This window comes from Streptomyces sp. NPDC003011, from assembly GCF_053591515.1.
The window spans coordinates 39,612-66,605 of sequence record NZ_JBSFTY010000044.1; the positions used below are offsets into that span (position 1 = coordinate 39,612).

Sequence of the window (26,994 nt, forward strand, 5' to 3'; positions counted from 1 at the left end):
CAGCTCCCCAGTCCCCGCACCGCCCCGCTCCCCGACTTCGACAAAGGGCCGCTCATGCAGACCTCCAACGCGTTGAACAGGCTGGACCGGCTCCCGGTCTCCCGGTTCCACAAGACGACCATGCTCGCCGTCGCCTTCGCCTACTTCTTCGAGTTCGCGGACATCAACAGCTTCGCCACCACCGCGCCGAAACTGATCGACCTGTGGGGCATCACGGTCGACCAGGTCGCCTACGTCACGTCGCTGTCGTTCGTCGGCATGTTCATCGGGGCGCTCGCCGCCGGGGGCATCTCCGACCGGTGGGGCCGCAAACGGGCCCTGCTGTGGACGACGCTGTTCTTCGGTCTCTCCTCGTTCGCGGCGGTGTTCTCCTGGGACCTCGTGTCCCTGGGCGTGTTCCGCGTCCTGACCTCGGCGGGCCTGTCGGCGATGACCGTCGTCGGGGTGGTCTACATCAACGAGATGTACCCGTCGGCGATCCGCGGCAAGTACCAGGCGTACGCCATCGTCATCGGCATCTGCGGCACGCCCGTCACCAACCTCATCGCCAGCGCCGTCGTGCCGCTCAGCGACTGGTCGTGGCGGCTGGTCTACCTGTGGGGTTCCCTGGGCGTCCTGCTCGTCCTGTTCACCCGGCACCTCAAGGAATCGCCCCGCTGGCTGGAGAGCCGGGGAGAGCACGCCAAGGCGGACGCGGTCCTGCGCGAGATAGAGGCGAGCGTCGCCGCGGAGACGGGCCCGCTGCCCGAGCCCGCGCCCCCCGTCGCCGAGACGCCGTCGACCAGGGCTCCGCTGCGCCTGCTCCTGCAGAAGAAGTACCTGTACCCGACCCTGCTGCTCACGGTGTTGTGGATGACGCAGACCATCGGCTTCTTCGGCTACTCGAGCTGGGCACCGACCCTGCTGGCCAAGGAGGGTTTCAGCGTCGAGAAGTCCGTCTTCTACGTGGCGCTCACCACGGTCGGCGCACCCCTCGGCTGCTATCTCGCGTCCCTGGTCACCGACCGGTTCGAGCGCAAGTGGTGCCTGGTCGCCTTCGGTGCGGTGATCGCGGTGTGCGGGCTCTTCTACGGGCTCACCTTCGACCCGGTCTTCATCATCGTGTTCGGCTTCCTGGTGAACCTCTTCGAGCGCGGCTACACGGCCCTCGCCTACGCCTACTCCCCCGAGCTCTTCGACACGCGCAGCCGCTCCCTGGGCACGAGCGTCTCCTACGGCCTCGGCCGGCTGTCCAACGCCGCCGGCCCCCTGATCGTCGCGGCGCTCTACAACGGCCACGGGTACCGCAGCGTCTTCTACTTCATCGCCGGCACCTGGATGGTCGGCGCGATCGCCCTGGCCGTCTTCGGCCCCCTGACCCGCTCGGCACGCCTCGCCGAGACGGAACGGCAGCGACCGGGCGTCCCCGCCTGACACGAGCGGGCGGGCCGGGGTCCACGCGCAGCGACATGCGCCGGCACGCCTGACGGACCCCGGCTTCACCGGCCTCTCAGCCGCCCTTCGGCTCCCGGTCAGGGGGGGGCGGCCCTCGACGGAGGTGACGGCTCCGCCGCCGGCCGGCCCGCGGCGCCAGGCCGCCGCGTCCCGCACCACGCGTCCCGCACCACGCCACGGCCTGCCCCGTCGACGCGTCGGCCCCGGCGCCGATGCGTACGAAGGCCATGGTCAGGGTGTGCCTGCGCGGCACCCATCAGTGTTCGTCAGTGTTCGTCAGTGTTCGTCCGTCCGGCCCCGGTCCTGCCGCCCGCGCCGCTGGTTGCGCGGGGGAACACAGCAGGCCGTTGTCTGGGTCTGGCGTTAGCGTGCGCAGGAGTGACGGTCCACCCCCTCCGGAGGTAGTCATGGCCTCGCGCCTCAACCCGTATCTCAGCTTCGCCGGCGACGCCCGACAGGCGATGGAGTTCTACCAGGAGGTCTTCGGCGGCACGCTGAAACTCAACACGTACGGGGAGTTCGGCCAGCCGGACGTCCCGCAGGCCGACAAGATCATGCACGGCATGCTGGAGACCCCGGGCGGCTTCACCCTGATGGGCGCCGACACCCCACCGGACATGCCACACACACCGGGCACCAACTTCTCCGTGAGCCTCAGCGGCGACGACGGCACGGAACTGCGCGGCTACTGGGAGAAGCTGTCCGCCGGCGGGTCCGTGTCCGTCCCGCTGGAGACGCAGATGTGGGGCGACGTGTTCGGCATGTGCACGGACCGCTTCGGCATCCCCTGGATGGTCGACATCATCACCGAGTCACAGACCTGAGCGACCCGCGCGAGATGGAGCGGGCCTTCGGGGGGCGCGCGTCTCAGTTCGCGGCGCCGAGAGCTTCGTAGACGCGCTTGAGGTAGTCGTGTGTGCGCTCGGAGCCGAGGATGCCGTCGCCGAGGCGGTTCATCGTGTACGCGAACGTGATGCGCCGGTCGAGGTCCATCAGGACGATCGAGCCGCCCCGGCCGACCCAGAAGCAGATCGTTCCGGTGGGCATGTGCGGCATCGTCCGGGGGTCGGCGAGCACGTAGCCGACGCCCCAGCGCACGGGAACGCCCAGGAAGAGGTCGATTCCGTCGGCCTGGACGTCGAAGATCTTGTCCACCGAGTCCGCGGAGAGCAGCCGCAGGCCGTTCGCCTCGCCGCGTCGTGAGATCACGGAGAGGGCGCAGGCCACGCCTCGTGCGTTGCCGTGGCCGTTGACGGCTCCGAGTTCGGCGCGGCGCCATTGCGGGGTGTCGCCGGGACCGGCTCGCCGCCCTGGACCCGGAAGCGGACGCCTTGCCCGTCACGCCGGAGAGGGCCGTCGGCAGCCATCGGATGCCGACTCCGGCGAGTGGCGATCCTGCGCGCGAGCTCCGTTCCTCAGGGCGGGTTAGCGGGTCCCGGGGCTGCGCCGGGGCGCCGGCCGGACATGTCCGCCGGCGCGCGGACTCCGCCTTCTCCCCGTCCCCGACGCGCATGCCGGGCGGCATCGGCGGGCCCGTTCGGCGGCCGGCCGCACACTCCGGAGAGGGGCGGGCGACGGCCACCGCCGGGCCCGCCGCGTCCGTCACCGGCGGAAAGCGGCCGGCCGCCCGCCGGTCACTTGGCCAGGAAGGCGAGCAGGGCGTCGGTGACCTCCTGGGCATGGGTCCACAGCAGGCCGTGCGGGGCGCCTTCGACGACGACGTACTCGGCCTGCGGAAGCGCCCGGCGGAACGGCTCGGCGGTGGCCTCGATCGGCAGGATGCGGTCGGCGGTGCCGTGCAGGATCAGCGTGGGTACGTCGATCTTGGGAAGGTCCGCGCGGAAGTCGGTGGTCCAGGTCGCCACGCAGGCCAGCGAGGCGTACCAGGAGGCACCGGCGGCGACGTTCCAGCTGTTGCGGACGGCCTCCTCGCTGATCCGGGTGCCGAGGTTCTCGTCCAGGTTGTAGAAGTCCTGGTAGAACGCGGTGAAGTAGGCGTACCGGTCGGCAGTGACGGCCTGCTCGATGCCCTCGAAGATGCCACCGTCGACGCCCTCGGGGTTGTCGTCGGTCTTGAGCAGGAACGGCTCCAGGGAGGCGAGGAAGGCGGCCTTGGCGATCCGGGCGGAGCCGTAGGTGCCCAGGTAGCGGCCTACTTCGCCGGTGCCCATGGAGAAGCCGACCAGGACGGCGTCGTTGAGGTCGAGGGTCTCCAGGACGGTGTTCAGGTCGGCGGCGAAGGTGTCGTAGTCGTAGCCGGTGGTGGGCTGGCTGGACCGGCCGAAGCCACGCCGGTCGTAGGTGATGACGCGGTAGCCGGCCTGGAGCAGGGCTGCGGCCTGCTTCTCCCAGGAGTGTCCGTCGAGCGGGTAGCCGTGGATCAGCACGACCGGCTGCCCGGTGCCGTGGTCCTCGTAGTAGAGGTCGATGGAGGCGGAGTTCTCTTGGCCGACGGTGATGAACGGCATGGTGGTCGCTGCCTTTCGGTGTAGAGGGCGTGGTTGGCCTGACGTTCGCCGCCGCGGTTGAGGCGGCGAGGTGACGGCGGATGCCGCCGGTGAGGATCTGGCCGAAGAGGCTCCGCTCGGCGGTGGTGATGCCGTCACGACTGCGGTCCGCATAGGCAGCAGGACCCACTGTCGCACTCGCCACCGTCGGCCAGGGGTGCCCCAGCGTTCACCGATCAGGTCCTGGCGGGTCAACACGGCCCGGCCGGCGAGGGGTAGGGCGACCGGTACGCGCGAGGTCGGCTCCCCCCTCCCCTGGAGACAAGGTCCGTGCACCGCTCATCCGCGGCGGACCGCATACAGCGGATGACCCCTCCTCCGGACAGGAAGGGCCGCCTGATCATGGTCGTTCCCGCACACGCCGGTGGTTACGCGGGATCCAGCACGGGCCGCGCGGGGAGCCCGCCGTTCTTCTCGCAGCGCAGTTCCTTGGCCATGGCCAGCGAGACGGAGTGGGCCACGGTCGCGTAGGCGTCCTTCAACGCCTCGACGTCGCCCTCGGGTTCCTTCGGCATATCCCAATGCTCCACGCCGATGACGATGTGGGCCACTCTCGACGAGTCGGACAATCTGGGGCTCCGGCACGCGAAAAAGACGTACGCCTTGTCCGCCGCCGCCACGGCCCGCTCCCCCATCTTCAGCACAGTGAAATTCGGGGCCGAGGCGCCCGTCGGGGCGCCGTCTTCCAGACTCCAGGTGATTCTGAGATTGAAATCCGGCGTGCCGATGGGCGTGTAGACACGGCAGGCGTCCTCTCTACCGACGGTGGGGGCCGGGAACGCCTCGACCAGGTCCGTCGCGGCCTGCGCGACGGTGTACTCCTCCGCCGACGCCTCGAACCGCGACGACCCCGTGATCACCTTGAGCGCCCGGGACGCGTCGGCGGACACCGCCCTGCCACCGCACAGTTGTGTCCCCGCAACGACCTTGTAGTCCTTCGGAGTCTTCGGAGTTCCGTCCACGTCTCCGTCCCCTCCACAACCCGTGGCCCCGAGAAACAACGAGCCGGCCACGGCCGCGGCGAGGAGTCCCCCGCGTACCGACCTACGACTGATCACTGTCCGCATCCTCACGTGTCCTCGGCCGTCCACCGGCCTCAGCCCGTTTCCGGGTCGTTGCCCTGCTGGTTCTCCCGGTCGTTGCCGACCCCGTAGCCGATCAGCATCGATTCCTGTAGGTCCTGTCTGAACTCGTCATCCTCGCCCACACCGTGCAGCTCCAGGAACCCCTCCATCGGGGCCTCGGCCATGCTCTCACCGGCGGAGTAGATCTTGTCCTTCTCCTTGTCAGTAAGGTCCTCCATCTTCTCCTTGTGCTCGTCCACTGATTTGTCGGACATGTCGCCGATCATCTGGCCGATAACCTGTTCGGCAGCACCACTGGCGGTATCGGTCGCCAGCGGGATGAGCACCGCGGCCGTGCCCACGGCCGCGGTCACGGGCAGGAAGGCGACGCCTGCCGCGATGCCCGCCGTGGCCCCGAACTCGATCCAGCCCGACCGCTTGGCGACCGCCTTCTCGTAGTCCTCGTGGGTCTTGAGGTTCGTCGCCTCCACCTGGTCGGCCCGGGACTGGTCGAGCATGCCCTGCACCTCGGCGCCCACACGCACGGTCGCCCTGGCCCTGGCAGCGCCCTCGTCGTGGATCTTTCCGTCCGGGCCCACTGTCTCTTCCAGCGCGCTGCGGGTGTAGACCTGCTCCGCGGTCGAGACCGTCGCATAGGCGTCCGGGTGCTGCCCCAGGGTGCTGAGGAAGCCCCGGACGATGCTCCGTCCGTTCCCGTCCGCGGTGTCCGCGAAGTCGACGTGCCCGTCCGGGTTCTTCCCCGGCGCGAACACGCTGTCCGGATCGTTCTTGGCCAAGGCCCAGTTGATGTCGTCGATGTAGCCGGCGCCCATGACGCCCAGGCTGTCGGCCATCACCTCGTGCTTCTTGAGCAGACCAGGGTCCGCACCGTACTTCTCCATGACCTGCTGCATGACCGCGGCGTTGTCCGCGTCCCGCACCACGCCGGCGTCCGGATGCCCTGCCGGGTAGCCGAGGGTCGCCGCCTCCAGGGCGTGGCCGAGGGCGTCGGGCATCTGGCTGAGCGACGCCTCGTGCTCCTTCTGGTCGAGCGAGTTGACGTCGGGGAAGGACTCCCACTTCTCGTTGCCGAAGAAGTCGAGGTAGTTGTCGATCCGCTCGCCGTCCTTGTCCTTGCCGAGGTCGACCGTGGCGCCGTGGTTGACCGTACCGTCCTCGTTGTACGCGGTCGGGGGGTCGGCGAAGAACTTCTTGGCCGCTTCCGGACTGTTGCCGAGCGCCTCCAGCATGGCGGTGGCCGGGTCGTAGCCGGCTCCGTTCACGCCGGAGGGGTTGAACGGGTTCTTATAGGGGCTGTTCAGCACCTTGCTGTCGGCGAACATGCCCGGGTCCTTCTGGTGCAGCTGCGCCACGTGTTCGGCGATCGGGTTGAGGAACTTCGCGTCGTAGTTCCCGTACCGCATGATCCCGCCGAGCAGCTGGTATCCGAACGGCCCGCTGTAGTCGTGCTTGGCCAGCGGAATGCGCTCCGTACCCAACTTGCGGAGCTCCGGACCCCACTTGTCGGTGAACTCCTTGTCGTGGGAGGCGGTGGCCAGATTGAGGCCCAGGTTCTTCTGCAGCTCCTGGACGTCCTTGAGGCGCTCCGCGTCGACCTTGGTGTACTCGTACGTGTCCATGGAGAGCTGGCCGAAGAACGCGAGCGACTTCTCGGGGCCGAGCTTCTCGTAGAAGCCCTTGGAGAACTCCACCGACGAACTGTTGTCCTTCAGCAGCTCGTTGAGCTGCTGAAGTTCGGCGTGTGTGATGTCCCGACCCTTGGCTGCCAGAGCGGCGGCGCGGGCGGCCTCCTCCTGGTCCAGCTTGGTGTACGTCGGAGCGCTGAAGTCCTTGCGGTCGGTGACGTTGGTCTCGAGGGTGTTCTTGAGGGCGAGGTCGGTGTCGTTGCAGTTGTCGACGATGAGGTCGATCCTCTTCTGCCACGACTCGATGTTCCGCCTCTCCTCCCGCACGAACTCGCTGTAGTCGGGGTCGTGCCGCGCCGCGGGACTCTCGGACAACGGGTTCCGCGCCGCGACCTTGCCGTTGCCGTCCACGCGGATACCGGCTGCGGGCCCCTCGTGGTCCCGGATGTTGACCAGGTCGTCCTTGGCCTTCTTGATGGCCGCGTAGCCCTCTTCCAGGATCCGCTGCACACCCTTGGCCTCGGCCGCGGCGTCTGCGAACTCCTTGGCCGTCTTGCCGATGAACGCCTTGGTGACCCCTGCGTTCACGCCCTCCCAGGCCGCGCCGTCCGCCTTGGCCTTCATCCCGTCGGCGGCGTCGGTGGCGAGCTTGTCCAGCTTCCCCGCCATCTCCGACCAGTCGTCGGCGGCGGCCTTCAGCTTCGCCACCGGAGCGTCGATCACGTCCTCGTACTTCAGCATGTTGCGCGCTCCCCCGAGCCCTATTTCATGTATTCCGTGAGCACGGAGATCCGCATCAGATCTCCCTCGATCTTCGCCTCGTCCTTGGCATGCTGGGCCTTGCTGTAATCAAGGTGATTCGAGATCTGCGCGCAGGCGTCCAGCAGCGTCTTCAGGTGGGTCTGCCAGAAGTCATGCACCTTCAGCACGGCCGAACCGCTGACGAAGTTCCCGTTGGTCAGCGCCGTCGCCGCGTCGAACGTGGAGGAACGGGCGATGTCGCCCTCCTTCGCCAGCCGTCCCAGCAGGTCATGCGCGTCATTGCCGATAGCGCCGAGGTCGTCCCGATTGACCACCAGGCCGTTCCCGCCACCACCGCCTCCGCCGCCGTCGGCCGGAATGCTGTTGGTCTGCATGGCAGTCCGCTCGGCCGCCGCCGCGCGCAGTTCGGCCCACTCTTGCTCGAACGTCATGAATTCCCCCAAGTCCACCTGGGCAGGCCACTCCACCGTACTCGCACGGCCACCGACCTAATCGCCTGTCGCTTGGATCACAGGCGCAGCCACCGTCACCCTCCTACGTCTCTCTGACCCACCAGACCCGGAGCAGTCGCGACTTCTCCGGCCGCGATAATGGAGCCATGCCCTCCAGCACACAGCACCCCGCATCCACGCCGAAGAACCTCTCGGGGGCGCAGGCCGAGGACCTCGCGCTCTACCGGGAGAAATTCCGGCGGCGCCTGCCGGAGTCGCTGGACGAGTTGCAGGGCCCCACCCACGGGGTCGTGGAGCTTCCGCTGCACATGGCCTGGTCCGGGATGACGTCGTACGACCTGGGCAAGCCTCGCCAGTGCATGGGCCTGTACCGCACCGTCCTGCACGAGGGCCTGCGCGATGACCTGCCCCGGTACCTCAACCGGGACCTGCTCCTCCAGCTGTGGCCGGTGCTGCGCACCCTCGCCGGCCGCACCGTGCGCGCCGTATGGGAAGACACCTTCCCCCAGCTCGCCTCCCGCACCCGGGCAGCCGCGTGACGGACATGCCGGAGCTGCACACGCGGCTCCTGGCGGACGTGATCGCCCTCGGCTCCCCATACCCCCTGGTTCAAACCGGCGGGTATGCCGTGCGGGCGCACCGCCTCGTGAACCGCCCCAGCCAGGACCTCGATGTCGCCACCGAGAACCCGGCGCCCATGGCCGACATCGCGGCCACGCTCCGCGCCGGCCTGGAAGCCCGCGGCTGGAAGGTGCACGCGTTGGAGACCGCCCCGCTGTCCGCCCGCTTCACCGTGACCGACCCGCCCACCGGGCAGGTATGCGAGGTCGACATCCTCAAGGAGATCTTCTGGCGACCGGTCACCCAAAGCCGGTACGGGCCCGTCCTCGCGAGGAGGACGTGATCGGGACCAAGGTCCGCGCGCTCGCCGACCGCGGGGCGCCCCGCGACCTGATCGACGTGTTCGCGGCCTCCCGCCGCTGGAGCAATGCCGAGCTCGAGGAGTTCGGTCGGCGTCACGCGCGTGGCCGCTTCGAGCGTGAGGACCTGCAGTCGAACCTCACGGGCGCTGAGTGGACCGACGACGAAGCCTTCACTGCCTACGGCCTGGACGAGGCCACCATCAGTGCCCTCCGTACATGGGCCTTGGGTGGGCCGACGACCTCGCGACCCGGCTCCTTGAAGAGGCCGGTGATCCGGACGTCGACTGATCGCGTCCGGACGAGATCACCGCTGCAAACGAGGTCGCGAGCTTGTCACACCAAGCACGCCAGGCAAGCTGCGGCCCCATCGGGGGCGGGTGACCAACTGGGGTCATCCCTCGTGCGCTCCTATGAACCTGGTCTCCAGGGCCTCGGCTGCAGAGAAGGCGGCATGAACAGGGCGGAGCGCCGCCGGGATACGTACGCCGCGTCTGGTCGGCTATCGGCAAGGTGACCGTGACAGGCGACCGGCCACCCGGACATGCGGGCGGCCGGTCCGGTGTCACGCACCGTCACATGCGGAGCGCCACGCACTGGCGCAACAGCGGTTCCAGGCGCAATTGGGTGTTCTCGTGGTCGAACACCTGAAGGGCGTCGAGGCAGTTGACGATCCACCGCCCCTCGTCCTCGTCCTCGATCTTGAGCGCCACAGCGGTCACCGCGCCCTCCAGATCGAAAGGGCCGTCCTTGAACTCGTCGTCGAGGGCCCGGTACCCAGCGGCAAGCAGCGGGTCCGCGTACACGCCGGTCGCCTCGGCCAAGGCGCGGGCCTCGGCCCGGTCCGTGCGTAGGTTTGCCAGGCGGCACAACACCTCGTCGGGATCGCCCAGTTCGCCATGCAGGAGATGTGCTCGGCTGACCAAGAGCGGCCAGCCACCGGTCAGCGCGTGGAGACGGTCCAGACGGTCCTCCGTGTGGAACACGTTGACACGCTGAGCCCAGCCCCGCAGGCTGCGGCGGTCGTGACGGCGCAGGACCACCGGGGCTGCCGAGGTGGGTTCGGTTCCCATCAGTAAGGTCCGCCACAGAGCCAGTTGGGTGGTGTCAGTGACGAGGACGACCGCTCGGGTGACTCCCGGGGTGACGGGCAGCAGCGTCTCGGCCAGGTCGACGGCCTCCCGGCAGGTATCAGGCCGCACCGGGTCCCGATAGTTGACGAAGTCACTGATGACGACACGTCGTTCGCGAGGGCGTCCTCCGGTGAGCTCCTGCTTGTAGACGCTGGGCTTACCGACGGGCGGCAGCGTCCAGCCATCGATCGGTCCGGCGATCGTCCGCAAGGTCCGGGCGACGTCGGTGACTCCGGTAGCAGATGTGCCGAGGACGACCCTGGTCCGGCTGGACCGCTCGCCCAGAAGGTCGTCGAGCTGAGTGTTGGTCAGCGGAGCCGGCTGGCCGTCGGGGAGTTCTGGGCGGCCTTCCTGCACGATACTTTCCTGGAGTTCACAGTCCTGTTCGGCCCTGAGCAGGCGGGCCTCCACCTCGTGGGAGGTCCCGATCATGCGCAGGGCATTGGGTCCGCGCAGGTGCCAGCCCAATCCGTCGTGGTTGGGCGCGAGGATACCGAGGCCGACCATCTCGGAGAGGTACGCGCGGAAACCCTCGGTGTCGAGCTGTTCGAACCCCTTGCGCCAGTACGTCTCGCACTCCTCGCGCAGCTCGGTGTCGCTCAGCCGCACCTCAAGGCCGTGATGGCGGGCGTGGTACGCCAGCACGTTGGCGATCACGTCGTAGCGGTGGTCAAGGCTCAGCGTGTCCTTGAAAGCCGCCGAGATGCCGTCTCTGAGCGCGGCGTCCGACTCCACGACCTCGATGTCGGTCACCTCCACCTCATAAGGGGGCCCCTCGGCTCCGCGCCGCGCCCGCTTGCGCTGCATCAGCTCGACCAGCCGGTGCCCGAACATCTGGAGCAGGAAGGGCTGGTAGGAGCAGTAGCCGAGTACCCGGTTGACGAGATCCAGGTTCTTGAACTCGAAGCCGAGCGCCCGCATCGGCTCGACCAGCAGCTCGGCCGCGGACTGGGGAGCCAGCGGACCGATCACCTTCGGGGTCTGCGCGAGGTGGCCGAACGGCCCGTTGCTCGCGAGTTTGGAGAAGCGCTGCACGGAGTGCAGTCCGGCGAAGACGACCTTGGCGCGGTCCTTTGTGTCGGACCCGAGGCCCTTGAGCTTCTTGGTCTGGTCGAAGCGCGGGGCGTCCGCCTCGAAGAACTGGTCGCACTCGTCGAGCAGGACCAGCAGACGGCGGCGCGAATCCCCGTCCAGCCATGTGCGGATGCCGGTGCGCACCCGGTCGGAGATCTCCTGCCGTTTCCTTCGCCCCTGCGGCCGGTCGTCGAGTACCTGAGCCTCGGTCAGCTCCCGCTCCAGGACGCTCCACAGCGTCACCGGACCGAACGAGCTGCCTTTGCCGATGTTCTCCTGGTCGAGGTTGACGTACACCGCCTGGTGGTAGCCGGGGCGTTGCTCCGTGAACCGTTCCCCGGCGTCGGCAAGCAGTGCCGACTTACCGAGTCCCCGGCCGCCGTAGATGACCTGGGTGCCGCGTGGGTCGAGGATGCTCTTGCGTTCGGCGTCACGGCCGTAGAACATCTCGCCGCCGATCCGGCCGCGCTTTTCCCTGATGTACGGGTTGACGCCCGAGAAGGGCAGCAGCGTCTGCGTGGCGGTGCTGACCTGGCGATTGCCGCGGGCAGCGAGATAGGCGAGGGCGGCGTCGTCCACGACCAGCAGCGGCTGCAACCGGCTTGAGCCGACGGCGAGTTCGACGCGGGCCTCGCGGCTCAGCGTGCCGAAGTAGACGACGAGGAGGCTCGCATCGCTGGTGTCGCGCTCTGCCCAGCTCATGACGACCTTGGCAGGCGGTCTGCCCCAGACCATCATCACGCGCAGGTTGCCGCCCTGCTCCCTGATCTGCGAGCCGAACGCGGGCGCCTTCGCCCTGCCGTTGATCTCCACTCCGGTCGCTTCGAAGAGACGGTACTCCCGCCGGTGCTGGGACCGGTCGTCAAGCGGCCTGGCGCTCTTGGCGTCGTACCCGAGGAGCTTAAGGAGCGGGGGCACCTGTCTCGTCGGAGCCACTTGGAGCCGGTCCTTCCGCTCGACGGCGGCCAGCGCGCGCCACTCGTCGAGGACCTCGGCCGCGAGTGCCGCCTCGTCGGTGGAGAGGCCGCCGTAGTCCAGGACGGGAAGCGTCGGATGCTTACCGCCGGACCGGACCAGTTCGATGAGGTCGTGGTCGATGCCTCCCGGCAGGCCGTCGGGCACAGCCGGGAAGAAGTCGGGCAGGTGGGACTCGCCTCCCTCGATCTCCGGGACGGGTTCGCCGATTTCCAGGAAGTAGACGAGGTCGGCGGCGGTAGCCAGGTCGTTCGTCTCCAGGCGCCGCAGCACCTGGGCCCGCTCCTCCGCGGTGGGGTCCAGGGCATCGAGCCGGGCGCGGATCCGGTCGGACGCTTGCTGCCGGAAGGCGGGCAGGTCACTTCGCACCGTGTCGAGCGCCCGCCGCACGTCCAGCAGGTCGTGCCGGTCGCCGCCTTCGAGGCGGTCATGGGCGTCGGCCAGCAGCTCCTGCAGGCCCAAGTCCTGATCCTCGGTCACGGCACCGTCGGCCTGCGCGCGGTGCACCTCGGCGACGAGATCGGCGTGTGTCTTCCGCAACTCAGTGCGCCGGACGGCTTCCCGGTCGTCGATCTCAGCGTCCGCGGGCGGGACGAACTCACCAGCCCGGGCGGCGGGCAGCAACTTTTGTCCGGCCAGCTCTACGATGCCACGGGCCGCGGTGAAGGCGTCGTGGGAGAGTCGCTCGTCGAGGGCTTCCTGCCAACTCCGGTCGACCGCGGTCAGCAGCGCATTGAGCGACGGCCGCTCGTCACAGGTGTCGCACACCTTCAGCAGTTCCGCGTCCAGGACGATTTCTGGGTCGACCGGAGCGCCGGAACGCCTGGTCACGGTGCCACCAGCCAGCATCGCGAACAGTTCCTCCATCGATGCGCGGGCCGCCCAGGCCGTCGCGGCGGCGATGGCGTCCGAGCGCCGCGCCATCTGCTCCAGCTCGCTCAGCGCAGCCACCCTGCCGTCCAGCAGGGACTGGCGCAGGGAGGAGATCTCATTGGCCGCCCGGTTGCCGTCGAAACGGTCGCCGCGACGGATACCTTCGACCGCCAGGCACCACTCCTTGACCAGGCTGACGGCTCGCTCCACCAGGTGCACCAGATCCTGCCGTCCTGAGCCCTGCAGCGGCTTGCCGCTGGACGAGCGGTGTCTGCGGTCCATGCGGTCGATCTCGCTGTTGACCTCGGCCAGTTTCGCCAGCCGCTCGGCCTGCTCCCGCACCTGCTGTATCGCGTCGCGATTGTCGCCGACGACGGTCATGAGCAGCGATCCGAGCATCCCGTCGTCGGGGGCGAGCCAGCGCTTGGCGATCTCCGTCGCCCGCGCGAACCGCAGCCTTTGTGGCACGAGCAGGGCACGGCTCTGCTCACGCAGCTCCCGCAGCCGGACCTCCGTCTCGGAGGCGTCGGCGACCAGCGGGGAAGCGATCAGCAGGGCACCGCTGAGGGCACGGTCCGCGACGGTGGTCGCCGCCTCCGCGAGCCGGTCCGGGAGTCGGGGTGCCAGCGCCTTGAGCTGAGCGCCTGCCGAGTGGTCGCCGGTGATCAGCGCGGTACGCAGCAGGGCAGGCAGCACGAGGAGTTCGCTGCCCTCGGTGTGGTGGCCCGCGTATCCGCCGTACTGCTGGAGCAGGTCCGCCGTCAGCCGGGCGCCCTGGCTGTCACCGGATGTGAGCAGCGCGGCGGCACCTGCCAGGCGGAGCGCCGCCACCTGGGGTTCGGGGTGGCCGGTGGCCCGCGCCAGATGGTGGGCGAGTCCGAAGCGTCGATCCGCGACCAGCTGCGCCAACGCCCGCTCGGCTACGGCGTCGTCGGAGGCGTCACCCACGGCTGGCCCCGCTTCCCGGGCGGGCGTGTCCTCCTTGAGACAGATGGTAGGTGCCGCGAACACCGAGACGGGCCCGCCCGGGTCCGTGGGGGGTGCCGGGGCGCTCGTGGCAGGAGGCGTGGCATGCGCATCGGCAGCGTGGACCGGTTTCCGGGCCGTGGTCAGGGCGGGCACATCCGGGTCCGTGAGCGGTACCGGGTCGGTGTCCGCAGGTGGGGCGGCCTCTGCGTCGTGGGCATAGGCCGGCTCAGGGACCGTCGCAGCTTCCGGCTTGGAGGCACGCTCGGGCGCGGTCTCCTTGTTGGTTTGGCCAATGCTCTCCGCCGTTTGCGCGGCCGCATACTCCACGGTCGTCTCTGCGTCGGCACGCTGAGGAGTTCCGTCCGCCCCGGCCCCGGTGGGCTCGCGGTCGGCGTCCTCCGGCTGAGCCAACGTCAGCTCTGGGGCCATTACCACCGCCATGGCACACGTGGGCAGCACCCGCACGACCTGCTCCTGCAGAACCAGGATTTCCGCCGCGGCCTCCGCCTGCCGGCCCAGCCTCATGAGCCGGGCCAAGGCGGCGAGCGCTGCGCTTTCCTCCCGTTGCGGCTCCTCCCACACCGGTGTGTCCAGCAAGCGGCGGGCCGCGCCGCGCACGGCCTCAGCCGCAGAGGCGGCAGCGGCGGAGCTGTCCGGGCGGGAGGCGACATCCAACAGTTCCCGCAGAGGCTCCCGTGCCCGGAGGTCACGCTCGTGCGCAGCCCAGTGCGCGCGTACGGCGCACGTCATATCCTCCAGGCGGCGAGGCACCCCCTCGATTCCCGCCGTGCGGAGCACCGCGTCGACGCTGTCGAAGACGGCACCTAGCGCGGCCAGCGGGGCCAGGTCCTCCTCCTGCGGGGGGCAGCCGTCCCGGACCGCACTGGTCACCTTCTCCGCGGCTTGCCGGGCTTGCGCGAGGGCTGACTGCAACTGTCGGCAGGCCGATTCCGGATCCGTCCCCTCATCGGTTCCGGCGCTGTCGGACGCCGTAGCGGTCGCCTCGAGAGAGGTGCCGGGGTCGGATACCACGATCTCGGGAGTGGGGGTATGAGTGCTTGGCCGGTCGGCCTCGGCCGCACGCACAGGATTCCCGTCGCCCGCGACCGGCGGTTCGTCGCCTTCCACTGCTCTGGGGGTGACGTCCGGGTTCGCCTCCACGATGGAGCGCGCCGCGGCACCGACAGCGGCGAGCTGAGCCGTCTCCTTGTCGTCGGCCGTCACCGCGAACCAGTCCTGCTCCGCCGCCCACGCAAGGATGTGGGCGTCGGTGACGGAGGCGTTGCACGACGCAAACACCGCGGCCCGGACAAGCGTCGCACCCCACCGGGTAACGGGGTCGGAAACCGTCTCGCCGTCCTGCGCGACGACGAAGTTGCCCACCTGATTCCTCACAGTGACCGTGAGTTCTTTGATTCCGCATGTGCAGGTGTGCTGCCGTGCCTCACGCCGTAGCCTGGCGAGAACGTCCTGGCACAGGGCTTTGCTCACCCGTCGAGGGGCCGCTATGCGGATGCCCAGCCGGCCGAGCAACTCCTGCCGGTCCTTTGGCCGCAGGGAGTTGAAGGCCAGTTCCACCATGTCGGCCGTGAGGTCGTTGAGGGCGGTGACGGCTGGGTGGTCCAAGGCGTTGAGCGCGGCGGCCAGGCCTTCGAGGTCCTGGGCCGAGACGCTCGACGGGGACCACGGCGGCCCCGTGACGACGCGGTAGCGGTCCTGCATGTACGCGTACTCCATTTCTGTGGACACCAAGGAGTCGGGAGAGGCTGGCCAGACCCGCGTGATGAATCAGCGGCCGCGCGTGTGCTCGGTGACGAACGTGTATCCGTAGGGCAGTTCCCAGCCGTCCGCTTTGCCGAGCCTGCGGCAGTGCTCCCGAAAGGCCGCACGCTGAACGACGCTGGGCGAGCACCCCGGTCGCAGGCGGCGCAGATGACCGGGGACGAACTGGATCCCCCGAAGCCCCTCGTCGCCCGGTTCGGTGCCGCCCCAGGGACGTATCACCCGCAGCCGCGCGGGGCAGTAGCCGATGAGGGGAATGGTCCGCTGTCCGTCGCGCGGCGGGAAATGAGGCTGACCCCAGGCGTCTCGGCTGCCGAGCGCCGGTTCCAGAAGCCGTTCCGCGAGCAGTTCCGCAACGGCCGATTCCAGGGCGGCGGCCTGTGACCGGGCCGGCCGACGCCCGTAGACCGCGCTCGGCAGGACGGAACGGTCCATAAGAGCATGGCCGTCCAGGGTGAGCAGACCGCAACGGCGCACCGTGCGCATCACCAGCTGCCGGGGGCCCAGCCCGACCGCGCTGTCACCGTGGCGGCCACTTCCCGGGACGTCCTCCCTCGTGAGCACACGAGGGTCGTAAGAATGCCCGGTGTCACGGTCGCCGACCAGCACGCGTTCCTCGAGCGGCATCGTGGCCATGCGGATCACCGAGCCGCCGCGGAGGCTACGCAGCTCAAGCATCAGGCCGGGGAAGAAGTCGCCGGGCCATACGATCCCGGTCAAACGGCCCGACGTGTCACCGAGTTCGGCGATGACGTCCTGCACTGCCTCCTTCTCTTCCAACGCCTGGCCGGCATGGTCGAGTTCGAGGCGAACCGTGGGGCGCTCACCGTGAGACCGGCGAAGTTCCTCGACGACGTACGGATGTAAGGGAAACCAGCCGTCGATGAGCTGAGACAACCGCAGGGGCGCCCGCCAGACGATCTCCTGTGCGTCACTCCGCAGGAGTTCACCGGAGCCGAGAGAGGCGTCGTCGCCCAGAGGCAGATCGACCGGGTTCAACTCTGTTTCCGGCTCTGGCTCCGATGTCGCGGACAACGTGGACGTCCAGCCTCGTCCGGCCGGGGCCAGGGGATCTCCGTGCGCTTCTGCGTCACCGGGATGATGGGACCGCCACACGCCTCCGCCCTCGAAGGCGTCGTCGAGCGTGATCCGGGAGCCGTTCTCGAACAGGCCCTGATCGCTGTCCCCTTGGACGACGTCGGCGAGCGCCACGTTCGCCCGGCACACCGCTGCGGCGTACCCCACTCCCCTGAGCACTTCCGTAGCTCCCGGGAACCCGCGAAGCCGCGGTCCAACCGCTGTGTACACGGTGACAGGCGTGGTGAGACCGTAACGGCGCCTCCCCGGGGTGGCCGCGCGTTCGACCGCTGCGGCAAGCGACCTGAGGTCGTCGCCGCCCAGCGGCCCGGTGTCCCGCCAGCAGTCCGCGAGGGAGCTCCGGGTCATGGTGTAGTCACCCCATGTACGCCAGACCGCACTGGAGTTGAGCACACCCCTCACCGTCCCAAGGAGACCGCTCAGCCCCGCTCGCAGGTCGTCGTCGTGCGTGCCGCCCACCAGTGCAGCGAGGGACACGGGGACGAAAGGACTGAGCAGCTGCTCCCGTGCCGTCGTCAGGAGATGCTCCGCATAGGCCGTCAGGTCGTCGCGCAGTGCCGCCTCCGGAGACGGGTAGCGGACGTCGACGACGACATGCCCGTCCTCGTTGATCCAGCGCCGGCGCGTGCGTAAGCGGAGGAGCTGGGCCGATGACAGGCTCAGAGCCGGGCCGAAGGCATGGAGATCCGGGACCAGGAGCTCCCTTCGCCGTGGCGCGACGCCGTCTCCCGGTCTCCCCGGGCCCTCGGCCCCTGCAGGCGCCCCCGACACCCAGGCGGGTACGTCACCGAGGGTGCCCACCTCTGGATGGGAACCCTCCCGATAGACGATCTCGGCGTACAACGGGTCCGACCCGGTGGCGACACACACCATTGCACCGACCGGGAGCACGGGGGCGCACTCGCCGAAGGTGATCACAGGGAAGTCGTCGAGACAGAGCGGGCTGCCGCCGTAGCCGTCGCCGCCGAGGTCATACCCGAAGTACACCGCGTTGAAGGCGACTGCAGTGTGCACGGGCGCCGGGCGGGCCACGACAACCGCTTCCAGATAGCGCCGCAACCGATCCCGTTCTTCGTCGGGTACGGCGTCATAGCCTTTCGTCATTGCAGAGGTCAACAGGGGCCGGTCACCGTACGGATCAGGCACCTGTGCCCTGTCGCGGAGCGTCGACGACACCCCCGGCCCCCCACGTTCGTCAACCGTTGCTGATACATACGGGTCCCCACCCATGACACCTCCGCCGCGCTTCAGACCGCCGCGGTCTGACGTGCGGTAATTCCCGCAGGGTATGCCGACACGGAACATTCCGGAAGCTCTTTCGTCACTTTGCGATGATGGGCAGTGACTCGTATCGGGCACACCCGCGTGCCGACATCAGACCGAACTCAGATGGCAGGACCTGGGCGGGCCAACGTCCTTTTCACCAGCACTTGGCAGCTCGCGGAAGCCACAGCCATCGCCTCACTTCCAAGGGCAAGATGGCGTGGCACTCCAACTGCGCGCGGATGCCGTAGGCCGGGCTAACCGTCGAACGGGAGGAGTTCGTACCCGAAGGCGATGGCGGGCACGCCTTGTTCTGGGCACGATGTCCCTGATACCCCAACCTTTGGTTGGGGTGAGGTCACGTGCGCCTGCAAGAAGGCAACGTCGTTGTGGTGCGGACGCCCCTACACGCTGTCGCCATTCCTGAGAAATAGGTCCGAATGGGTACCGATCCGGGTCCCGCAGGGGGTGCATACCCGACCGCTGTTCGTCGTCGTGCTGGCCCCCTCTATCGCGGTTGTGCGGGCCAGAGAGGCCGCGCGCCCGAAGGCCGCGTACGGCGTCTGGACGGTCGAGGCACTCGACCACGTCCTGCGGGCGGAGACTCCGCGCATCGGGCTCTGACTCGACACCTCGGAGCACACGCCGGTACTGACGGTCTCAGCGATTCTCGACAACCTCCCGGCCGCGCGCGTCTGAAGAGCGGCTGACCCAGGTCACCGCGCAGCCCGGCTGCCGAAACCGGCCAGCCAGCCATGAGCCAGCAGCCCTCGAATCACGCCGGACACCCCATCAAAACGTGCGTCATCCGTGCGTCGGAAATTGCTGGGGCCTTGCGCGCAAACCGCCACCGGAGCATCGGAAACCGCAGCTCAGGCAGCGTTCCCCACGTCCACCTGTTGCGACCACCGAAAACAGTTCGAACTGACAGTCACTGCCCAGAATCTGCAGGTCAGACGCCCTCTCGGACCGGCTCCAGAATCGCCACGCACTCCACATGCGACGTCATCGGAAACACGTCACCCCAGGAGGGTTCGATAAACTCGCAGGTCAGAGCGGGTTTTCTGACTCTCTCGGGAGCGATTGGACGCCCAGAGCGTCGAATGAGCGTCACGCCGGGCAGCGGTGACGCCGCATGCCGATCTCCTGTGAGGCGCCGCCCCCTGCCCGCCGCGCGTGCAGGGGGCGGGGAGACAAGGCTCGGTCACGGGAGTGGGCGGTCGAGCGGGGCACAGCCCCGGGGCTGATCACTCCGCCGGCATGCCGTCACGGTGACCCGGCTCGATCGACCATGACCGGCCGAGCCGGGTTACATCAGCGCCGCCGCTGGTCAGCCCGCAGCTCGAAGTCTCCGTAGCTGTTGTCGACGGGGTTGACCGTGACTCCGGGGGCGACGATCTCGTCGATGGCGTCGAGCACGTCGGAAGACAGCGTGATGCCGGCGGCGGGCAGGAACGCCTCCAGCTGCTCCATGGTGCGCGGGCCGATGATCGCCGAGGTGACGCCGGGGTGGTTGATGACGAAGGCGACGGCCAGCTCGATCAGGGTGAGACCGGCCTTCTCCGCCAGCACGGCGAGCTGTTCGACGGCGTCGAGCTTGCGCTGGTTGGCGGGGGTGCTCATGTCGAACCGGGCCGGGGGGCGCGCCGCGGAGGCTGGGCCCTCGGAGGCGTTCTTGCGGTAGCGGCCGGAGAGCCACCCGCCGGAGAGCGGACTGTAGGTGAGCGTGCCCATGCCGTGACGGCGCACGGTGGGGAGCACGTCCTCCTCGATGCCCCGGACCAGGATCGAGTACGGCGGCTGCTCGGTCACGAACCGCTCCAGGTGCCGCTCCCGCGAGGTCCACTGGGCCTCGACGATCTGGGAGCCGGAGTAGGACGAGGAGCCGATGTAGCGGATCTTGCCCTGCCGCACCAGGTCGGAGAGGGCGCCGAGGGTCTCTGCCACGTCCGTGTCCTGGCTGGGTCGGTGTACCTGGTAGAGGTCGATGTGGTCGGTGCCGAGCCGCCGCAGGGAGTTCTCGACCTCGCGGATGATCCAGCGCCGTGAGCCGCCTCGCTGGTTGGGGTCGTCCTGGTCCATCGGCATGAAGAACTTGGTCGCCAGGAAGACGTCCTCGCGTCGGTCCTTGAGCGCCTTGCCGACGATCTCCTCGGAGACGCCGGCGGAGTACACGTCAGCGGTGTCGACGAAGTTGACACCCGCGTCGAGGGCGCGGTGGATGATCCGGATCGAGTCGGCTTCGTCCTCGTTGCCCCAGAGGCCGAACATCATCGCGCCCAGGCAGAGCGGGCTGACCTGGACGCCTGTGCGGCCGAGCGGTCGGTACTGCATGAAGTGGTTCTCCTCGATCGGGGGTGGTCAGTCGTTCCGGGAGGGCACGGCGGTGCCGGTGCCCGCCCAGCTGGCGAGCAGGCCGAGAGCCTCCCGCTCCCGGGAGTCCGGTTCGGGTGTGTAGAAGTTGAGGCGGAGTCCAGGGTCGGACGGCAGGTCCATCGCCTCCCAGGGCAGGGCGAGATCGCCGACCAGCGGATGGTGCAGGTTCTTCACGCCCGAGCGGTGGAACTTCACGTCGTGGCGGGCCCAGCGGCGTGCGAAGTCGTCGCTCTTGGCGGTCAGCTCCCCGACCAGGTCGGTCAGCGCCTTGTCGTGCGGTGCGCGGCCGGTCTCGGTGCGCAGGAAGGCGACCGCGTCGTCGGCCCCCTTGTCCCAGTCGGCCCAGAATTCCCTGCTCGCGGGGTCCAGGAACATGAAGCGGGCGCTGTTGACCGGCCCGCGTTGCGCGAACAGCGGTGAGTCGTAGACCGGCGCGTACAGTGCCCGCCCCAGGGTGTTGGCGGCCAGGATGTCGAAGCGGGCGTTGCGTACGTAGGCCGGCACATCGGCCATGGAGTCGAGCAGGCGCAGGATCGTCGGCCGCACCCGGGAGGTGGTCGCCGTGGGGCGTCGGCCCGACGGTGCCGCCGCCCGGGCCAGGTCGTAGAGGTGGGTGCGCTCGGCTCGTCGAGTTGCAGTGCGTGCGCGAGGGCTTCGAGCACCGAGTCCGAGGCACCGCTGAGGTTCCCGCGCTCGAGCCGGACGTAGTAGTCCACACTCATTCCCGCGAGCAGGGCGACCTCCTCGCGACGCAGCCCCGCCACGCGTCGCTTTCCGCCGTAGACCGGGAGCCCGGCCTGCTGCGGGGTGAGCCGCGCCCGTCGGGTGCTCAGGAACTCGCGCACTTCGGCGGCGAGGTCCTTCTTGGTGCTGTCGGCCATGCTCAGATCCTGGTGTTGTCGTCGGCCGCGCCTACGGCGGACAGCGGCGGGCGCGGATCGGTGTGGAGCGTGCTCGCCCCGAGCCGGGCCCGTGCGCCGTCGCGCAGGACGTCGCCGAAGCGGGAGGGCGGCGCGGGACAGACGGTGCGGCTCAGCCGACGGGCTGGTGCGGATGCCGGAGCCGGGGGCACTGCGACCTCCTTCTGATCGTCCTGCGTGTCGTGCCGAGACCTTCACGTTAGGTCTGTCCGAGCCGGCCTGCGAGGTACTGCCAGTACCTGGAAGAGCAGTGACTCCCACTCGTGGGCCGACGTGCAGTTACCTGGGGAAGGCCAGAACTGGCGGTCCGAGACCGGGCCTGAACTCGACGCGACCTCCGTCGTGCCGGCCGTCAACCAGTTGGAGATCCACCCCTACTTCCAGCAGCGCGCCGTACTCGACTTCGACGAGCGGCACGGCATCCTCAACCAGGCGTGGTCCCCCATCGGCGGGATCACCTTCTACCCGGGCTACGGCGAGGACCGCAGGAGCGTCCTCGACGACCCGGCCGTCACCCGCATCGCCGAGGCGCACGGCAAGAGCCCGGCCCAGGTGCTGCTGCGCTGGGGCCTCCAGCAGGGCCGCTCGGTGATCCCCAAGTCGACCAAGCGTCACCGGATCGCCGAGAACATCGACGTCTTCGACTTCGAACTCACCGCGGACGAGTTGAAGGCCCTCGACGGCCTGGAGACCGGCCGCCGCGGAGGTCCCGAGCCGGAGAACGTCACCCTCGCCGACTTCGGCCGCACCATCCCCGAAGCCTGACCTCACCTCCCATCCGCGAAGCGGAATCACCGTGTCCACCACTGTCAACACGTCCGGCGCCCACGAGGGCGGCCGGCCGCTCGCTCCCGTCACCATCGAGCGCCGCGACGTCGGCCCGCACGACGTCAAGCTCGACATCCTGTTCTGCGGCACCTGCCGATGAGCAACTCCGGCCACCTGTGGGCCCGTACGGCACCGTCCTGCGCGAGGGCCTACACGGGGGGCCTTCCCCACTACCTCAGCCAGAACCTGCTTCTCCAGCTGTGGCCGGTGCTGCGCACTCTGGTCGGTCGCCCCGTGCGCACGGTGTGGGAGGACGCCTTCCCTCAGCTCGCCTCCCGCACCCGGCAGCAGCGCGACGGACATACCGGAGCTGCACGCGGCTCGCGGCTCCTGGCGGACGGGGTCGCGCTCGGCTCTCCCCATCCGCTTGTCCTCACCGGTGGATACGCCGTCCGGGCACACCAGCTCGTGAACCGTCCCGGCCAGGACCTCGATGTCGCTGCCGTGACGGTGACGCCGGTGATCAGGCTTTCGTCGAGGGTGACCGCCACGTCGATCGATCCCGCTGCCGCCGCTGTACCCGCCGTCCGCGTACGCCCTGTCTGGTCAGCGGGAGCCGACCGTTGACGGTGAGCAACTGCCATCGACCAGCCCAGGGCGCCCACGCTCATCACTGGGCATCCCGCAAGCCGGGTCGGCTGCGTGATGAATTCCCTTGGCTTGCATCGGCGACCTCAGTAGCGCCGGCATGGGGGCGCGCTCGCGAGTACCCGCCGTCCAGGCAACCCCCTTGGTGCCCACGTGCGCCGCCGTACGGGCCCCGCTCTTCGGGGGGTCTGCCAGTACCCCTTACAAGGCCCCGGCGGGCGGAACGCCGTCCTACGGTGGTCCCATGGACCGCAGCAGCGAGATCCGTGAGTTCCTGCGCACCCGGCGGGCCCGGATCATCCCCGAGCAGGCCGGCCTCACCCCACACCCGGGGCCCCGCCGCGTACCGGGGCTGCGCCGCGAGGAAGTCGCCCAGCTCGCCGGAGTCAGCGTCGACTACTACGTCCGTCTCGAACGCGGCCGCACCCAGGGCGTCTCCGAAACCGTCCTGGACGCCGTCGCCCGCGCCCTGCACCTCGACGACACCGAACGCGCCCATCTCATCACCCTCGCCCAGCCCAAGCCCACCGCCCGGACCCGCCGCAAGCGCCCGCTCGCCCCCCAAAGGGTCCACCCGGTCCTCTACCGCGCCCTGGACTCACTCAGCGTCCCCGCGGTGATCGAGGGGCGACGCCTGGACGTTCTGGCCGCCAACAAGCTCGCCTGCGCCCTCTACACCGACTTCGAAGCCCGGCCCCACCGCGAGCGCAACTTCGCCCGCTACGTCTTCCTCGACGCCGCCGCCTTCAGGCTGTACGCCGACTGGGACCAGGTGGCCGAGACGTGCGTGGCCAGGCTCCGCCTGTACGCCGGCCGTCACCCCGATGACGCGCAACTCACCGAACTGATCGGCGAGTTGTCCCTGCACAGCGACACCTTCCGCAGCATGTGGGGCGACCACGACGTCCGCGCCCACACCACCGGCATCAAACGCCTGCACCACCCGCTCGTCGGCGACCTCACCCTCGAATTCGCCGTCCTGGTCGTCGAAGGCGACCCCGAACAATCCCTCGTCATCTACACCCCCGAACCTTCCTCCCCCACTGCCGAAGCCCTCAACATCCTGGCCAGTTGGACCACCACGCACACCGCCAGCCCCCACACCACCGGACAGCCACACAACCCCGCCGGCTGACAGCCGCGACGCAGGCGCCGGGTCGCATCCGGAGCTGAGCGGCAACGACGATCGCGCGCCTGATGGGTGCAGCTGACCTGCCGACGCATGCCCTCATGCGTCGACGCAGCATCCGTCAGCGCCGGGCGACGGGCAGACCAGCCGGTCGCCACGCCTTGGCGACGACGCCAGTTCTCTTGCAAGTGCGCCGATGAGCAAGGCCGTTGACCTTCCATAAGGCCGTGGGATGGGTTATCTGACCGGCACCGTCACCCCGTTGACGGTGCATGGCCCCGCGGATCTGCGGGCTACGCTCCCCCGCTTCACCCCGGAGGCCCGCCGCGCGAACTGGCCCGTCGTCGAACTGCTGCAGCGCGTGGGTGCACGCAAGCAAGCGACGCCTGCCCAAATAGCGCTCGCCTGGCTGCTCGCCCGCAAGCCGTGGATCGTGCCCATCCCGGGGCCGATCACACAGGGGCACATGGACGAAAACATGGACGCGCTTCAGGTCCAGCTGACCGCCGCCGACGTCGCGGATATCGAGGACGGCTTCGCTCACATCCGCATGCGGGGCGCGCGATTGAGCGAACCGATGCTTGCGATGATCGACGTCGGGGCCAAGATGGGGACGAGCTCTGACGGTGGGCACGGCAATTCACCCCTGCCGTAGATCCCTTCCGCAGGCCGGTTCGGAGCGGGCCTGCCCGGCCATGTCGGGTGCCCGTTCCGGCTGGCTCAGCAGTGCGGCCGGCCGTCGCGACAGAGCCGGTTGCGACCGGGCGTGCGGCGGTGACACGGGCGGCGCGGGATGTGCACACCGATCATGAAGCCGGCACCGACCACGGCGACTCGCAGAGCAGTCACGAGTTCCTCGCTCCGGGGGCGGTGGTGGCCGGACGGCTGCGGTAGCGGTGGACGAGCTCCCGGGCTGCCACCTGCATGCGCACCGGCGGCAGTCCCGCCCGGATCTGCAGGAGGTCGTCGAGGACCATCTCGCCGATCTTCTCGAAAGCAGCGGGGATGCCGCCGGCCCGGTGCGCGGACAGGACGAGCCCCTCCACCGCACGGGCGGGGTGCTCGGCGGGCACCGGCTCCTCGGGCCACACGTCCAGTGCCGCGACGAAGCGGCCTTCGCTCACGAGCTCGACCAGGGCGGTGAAGTCGGCGACCGCGGCCCGGCTGACCAGGACCAGCCGGGCACCGGGGCGCAGTCGCCGCAGCCGTGCCTCGCTGAGCAGTCGCTCGCTCTCCTCGGTGATCGTGGCCAGGACGAAGAGGACCTGGCTGCCCTCCAGTACCTCGTCGAGCGAGGCCGGTGTGACTCCGGCCTCCTCCAGGTGGCTGTCCGGCAGCCAAGGGTCGTAGACCCGGACAACGGCCCTGAACGGCACCAGCAGTTCGTGCAGCGCGCGACCGAGGTTGCCGAAGCCGATGAAGCCGATCTCGGCGCCGCGCAGCAGAATGGAGTCGGAGTTGGCCGCGAAGGTGTACCCCTCGGTGCCGGCCCGGAAGGCGCGGTCCTCGCGGGTGATGCCCCGCGCCAGGTCGAGCGCGAGGCCGAGGGAGTACTCGGCCACGGCCTGTGCGTAGGCGGGTCCGCAGCCGAGCACGCGGACGCCGCGGTCCGCGCAGGCCGCGTAGTCGACGTTGGGGAAGAAGTTGCCCTCGACGTTGCACAGGGCGCGCAGGCGGACGGCACGCTCGACGCGTCCGGCGGGCAGGTCGGGCTGACCGACCACGGCGAAGGCCCGGGGAAGCGCCAGGTCCAGCTGCCGTTCGGCGTCGGGGTGGCCATCGAGGTCGAGGACCTCGAACTCCTCACGCAGCCGGCGCAGGGTTTCCGGGCTGAAGATCCGTTCGGTGGACTGGGGCGCCGGGTGAAGGACGACGAGTTCCTTGGGTTGGGTCATCAGACGGCTTTCTGTGGGCGGAGAAAGGCGGGCCGCAGGAGGTACGGCGTTCAGGAAGGGGCACCGCAGCCAGGGCAGTGGGAACTGCTCACGGAACACGTCGACGGAACACCGGCGAACACGACCGGAATCGTCTCGCCGGTGTTCCGTCGACTGCGGTCAGTTCGCGGAGTGCTCGAGCTGCTTTCCGAAGAACTCAGCCAGCTTGGGCACCGCCCTGTTCACGTCCTTGTCGTACATGCTCATGTGAGTACCACCCGGGACGACGAAGAGTTCCTTCTCACCGTTCGCCTCCTTGTACGCCCGATCGCTGTGCCACTTCGAGCCGGCTTCGCTACCGGCGATCAGGAGCAGCGGCTGCGTCAGCAAGGTGTCGATACCGTCGAAGGCGTCGAACGCGTAGATCTTGTCCATGCTGCTCTTCAGGAAACGGTTCGGCGAGTTCTCATGCTTCCACCGGTCCGCCTGCCGGTAGTACTCGCTGGCTTCCACCATGTCGGGCTCGGTGACACCCTCAACCGAGTCGGGTACGTACGGAAGCATCGCGGGCTGAGCGCCGTTGGCCACTGCTGTGCGCTCCTGAGCGACATCCTCAAGACCGGCGCGCAGCTCCTGGGCAGTTCCCGTTCCCCTCCAGCCCTGACGGACACCGTCACCGTAATTGAACGAGGCCACGCCGGCGACGGCCTTGATGCGGTGGTCAGTCATCGTGGCGTTGATCGCGTATCCGCCGCCGGCGCAGATGCCGAGAGCCGCAATCCGCTCACGATCAACGGTGCGAAGCGTAGTGAGGTGGTCGACCGCACTGCGTACGTCTTCCACTCGCTGTGCGGGGTCTTCGAGCCGACGGGGTTGCCCTTCGCTCTGCCCCTGGTGGGACGCGTCATAGGCCAGCGCGATGTAGCCCTGCTGCGCCATGCGGTAGGCGTAGAGGCTTGCGGTCTGTTCCTTGATCCCGCCGGCCGGATGCACGACGACGATCGCGGGGTATTTCTTGCCCGGCTTCATCTTGGCCGGCGCGAACTGCACGCCGGCCATGTCGAGTTCCCCGTTCTTGAACGTGACCTGCTTGCGCGTGACAGTGCGGTCTGCGCGGACCGTCTTCTCGAAGGCCGCCAAGCTGGTGATCGTGTCCTGCTTCGCCGTGGCGCTCGCATGGGCGACCGTGACACCCGAGTCGGAACTCGCGCTGCCGGCGAACGCGATGGGGGTTGCGAGGCTCGTCAGGGCGACACCGAGAACCAAGACCCTCCTGGCCGCCAACGTCCGGGTGGTGTGGGTCAGCCTGTTTGTCATCGCGTAACTC

Annotated in this window: 19 protein-coding genes and 3 pseudogenes; 10 read left to right on the forward strand and 12 right to left on the reverse strand. The window is 69.0% G+C overall.

Annotated elements, in window-relative coordinates:
- The first annotated feature begins 54 nt into the window (after positions 1-54).
- Together ACWD0J_RS22930 and ACWD0J_RS22935 are read left to right on the forward strand one after the other, a co-directional pair.
- On the forward strand, positions 55-1,413 hold the full coding sequence (locus ACWD0J_RS22930) for an MFS transporter (RefSeq protein ID WP_451497668.1): 1,359 nt from the start codon (positions 55-57) through the stop codon (positions 1,411-1,413).
- A gap of 428 nt (positions 1,414-1,841) precedes the next feature.
- Positions 1,842-2,258, forward strand: a complete 417-nt coding sequence (locus ACWD0J_RS22935; RefSeq protein WP_451497669.1) for a VOC family protein — start codon at positions 1,842-1,844, stop codon at positions 2,256-2,258.
- Between the two features lie 43 nt (positions 2,259-2,301).
- Here the strand turns inward: ACWD0J_RS22935 and ACWD0J_RS22940 are convergent.
- From ACWD0J_RS22940 to ACWD0J_RS22960, 5 genes and pseudogenes are all read right to left on the reverse strand, one after another.
- Positions 2,302-2,688, reverse strand: a pseudogene (locus ACWD0J_RS22940) (serine hydrolase); the annotation flags it as partial.
- Between the two features lie 380 nt (positions 2,689-3,068).
- Positions 3,069-3,902 (reverse strand): alpha/beta fold hydrolase, encoded by an 834-nt coding sequence (locus ACWD0J_RS22945; RefSeq protein WP_451497670.1) that lies wholly within the window; start codon positions 3,900-3,902, stop codon positions 3,069-3,071.
- Positions 3,903-4,309: 407 nt separating this feature from the next.
- Positions 4,310-4,831: a hypothetical protein gene (locus ACWD0J_RS22950; RefSeq protein WP_451497671.1), complete on the reverse strand. Its 522-nt coding sequence runs from the start codon at positions 4,829-4,831 to the stop codon at positions 4,310-4,312.
- Positions 4,832-5,037: 206 nt separating this feature from the next.
- A complete protein-coding gene (locus tag ACWD0J_RS22955) occupies positions 5,038-7,392 on the reverse strand; it encodes a hypothetical protein (protein ID WP_451497672.1) in 2,355 nt (784 codons plus the stop codon).
- 20 nt (positions 7,393-7,412) lie between these two features.
- Positions 7,413-7,844, reverse strand: coding sequence for a hypothetical protein (locus ACWD0J_RS22960; protein WP_451497673.1), 432 nt, complete (start codon positions 7,842-7,844; stop codon positions 7,413-7,415).
- A 167-nt stretch (positions 7,845-8,011) separates the two neighbouring features.
- Between ACWD0J_RS22960 and ACWD0J_RS22965 the strand changes: the two genes are divergently transcribed.
- Together ACWD0J_RS22965 and ACWD0J_RS22970 are read left to right on the forward strand one after the other, a co-directional pair.
- Positions 8,012-8,404 carry a hypothetical protein gene (locus ACWD0J_RS22965; RefSeq protein ID WP_451497674.1) on the forward strand — a complete coding sequence of 131 codons (393 nt, stop codon included), beginning with the start codon at positions 8,012-8,014 and terminating at the stop codon, positions 8,402-8,404.
- Positions 8,405-8,409: 5 nt separating this feature from the next.
- Positions 8,410-9,076 (forward strand): annotated as a pseudogene (locus ACWD0J_RS22970) (nucleotidyl transferase AbiEii/AbiGii toxin family protein).
- A gap of 284 nt (positions 9,077-9,360) precedes the next feature.
- On the opposite strand, the gene ACWD0J_RS22975 reads toward ACWD0J_RS22970, so the two are convergent.
- Complete coding sequence (locus ACWD0J_RS22975; protein ID WP_451497697.1) at positions 9,361-15,531, reverse strand: hypothetical protein; 6,171 nt, start codon at positions 15,529-15,531, stop codon at positions 9,361-9,363.
- Between the two features lie 66 nt (positions 15,532-15,597).
- Positions 15,598-17,994 (reverse strand): hypothetical protein, encoded by a 2,397-nt coding sequence (locus tag ACWD0J_RS22980; RefSeq protein WP_451497675.1) that lies wholly within the window; start codon positions 17,992-17,994, stop codon positions 15,598-15,600.
- Between the two features lie 426 nt (positions 17,995-18,420).
- Here ACWD0J_RS22980 and ACWD0J_RS22985 point away from each other — a divergent pair, with 426 nt between their 5' ends.
- Entirely contained in the window at positions 18,421-18,576 is a 156-nt protein-coding gene (locus ACWD0J_RS22985) for a hypothetical protein (RefSeq protein WP_451497676.1), read from the forward strand.
- A gap of 690 nt (positions 18,577-19,266) precedes the next feature.
- Here ACWD0J_RS22985 and ACWD0J_RS22990 read toward each other — a convergent pair.
- The 3 genes and pseudogenes from ACWD0J_RS22990 to ACWD0J_RS23000 all read right to left on the reverse strand — a co-directional run bounded on the left by ACWD0J_RS22990 (position 19,267) and on the right by ACWD0J_RS23000 (position 21,400).
- Positions 19,267-20,286 (reverse strand): aldo/keto reductase, encoded by a 1,020-nt coding sequence (locus ACWD0J_RS22990; protein WP_451497677.1) that lies wholly within the window; start codon positions 20,284-20,286, stop codon positions 19,267-19,269.
- Positions 20,287-20,313: 27 nt separating this feature from the next.
- Positions 20,314-21,209 (reverse strand): annotated as a pseudogene (locus ACWD0J_RS22995) (helix-turn-helix domain-containing protein).
- A gap of 2 nt (positions 21,210-21,211) precedes the next feature.
- Positions 21,212-21,400, reverse strand: a complete 189-nt coding sequence (locus ACWD0J_RS23000; protein ID WP_451497678.1) for a hypothetical protein — start codon at positions 21,398-21,400, stop codon at positions 21,212-21,214.
- Between the two features lie 121 nt (positions 21,401-21,521).
- On the opposite strand from ACWD0J_RS23000, the gene ACWD0J_RS23005 reads away from it, so the two are divergent.
- The 5 genes from ACWD0J_RS23005 (at position 21,522) to ACWD0J_RS23025 (ending at position 24,448) form a co-directional block, all read left to right on the forward strand.
- Complete coding sequence (locus tag ACWD0J_RS23005; RefSeq protein ID WP_451497679.1) at positions 21,522-22,013, forward strand: aldo/keto reductase; 492 nt, start codon at positions 21,522-21,524, stop codon at positions 22,011-22,013.
- 31 nt (positions 22,014-22,044) lie between these two features.
- Positions 22,045-22,176, forward strand: coding sequence for a hypothetical protein (locus tag ACWD0J_RS23010; RefSeq protein ID WP_451497680.1), 132 nt, complete (start codon positions 22,045-22,047; stop codon positions 22,174-22,176).
- Positions 22,173-22,643 carry a hypothetical protein gene (locus ACWD0J_RS23015; RefSeq protein ID WP_451497699.1) on the forward strand — a complete coding sequence of 157 codons (471 nt, stop codon included), beginning with the start codon at positions 22,173-22,175 and terminating at the stop codon, positions 22,641-22,643. Before ACWD0J_RS23010 ends, ACWD0J_RS23015 begins: the two co-directional genes overlap by 4 nt.
- A gap of 265 nt (positions 22,644-22,908) precedes the next feature.
- The gene (locus ACWD0J_RS23020) at positions 22,909-23,799 is read left to right on the forward strand and encodes a helix-turn-helix transcriptional regulator (protein ID WP_451497681.1); all 891 of its coding nucleotides are present in this window, start codon (positions 22,909-22,911) and stop codon (positions 23,797-23,799) included.
- Positions 23,800-24,025: 226 nt separating this feature from the next.
- Entirely contained in the window at positions 24,026-24,448 is a 423-nt protein-coding gene (locus ACWD0J_RS23025; protein ID WP_451497682.1) for an aldo/keto reductase, read from the forward strand.
- Positions 24,449-24,638: 190 nt separating this feature from the next.
- Here ACWD0J_RS23025 and ACWD0J_RS23030 read toward each other — a convergent pair whose 3' ends face one another.
- On the reverse strand, positions 24,639-25,688 hold the full coding sequence (locus tag ACWD0J_RS23030; protein ID WP_451497683.1) for an NAD(P)-dependent oxidoreductase: 1,050 nt from the start codon (positions 25,686-25,688) through the stop codon (positions 24,639-24,641).
- 159 nt (positions 25,689-25,847) lie between these two features.
- Positions 25,848-26,984: an alpha/beta hydrolase gene (locus ACWD0J_RS23035; RefSeq protein WP_451497684.1), complete on the reverse strand. Its 1,137-nt coding sequence runs from the start codon at positions 26,982-26,984 to the stop codon at positions 25,848-25,850.
- Between the last annotated feature and the right edge of the window lie 10 nt (positions 26,985-26,994).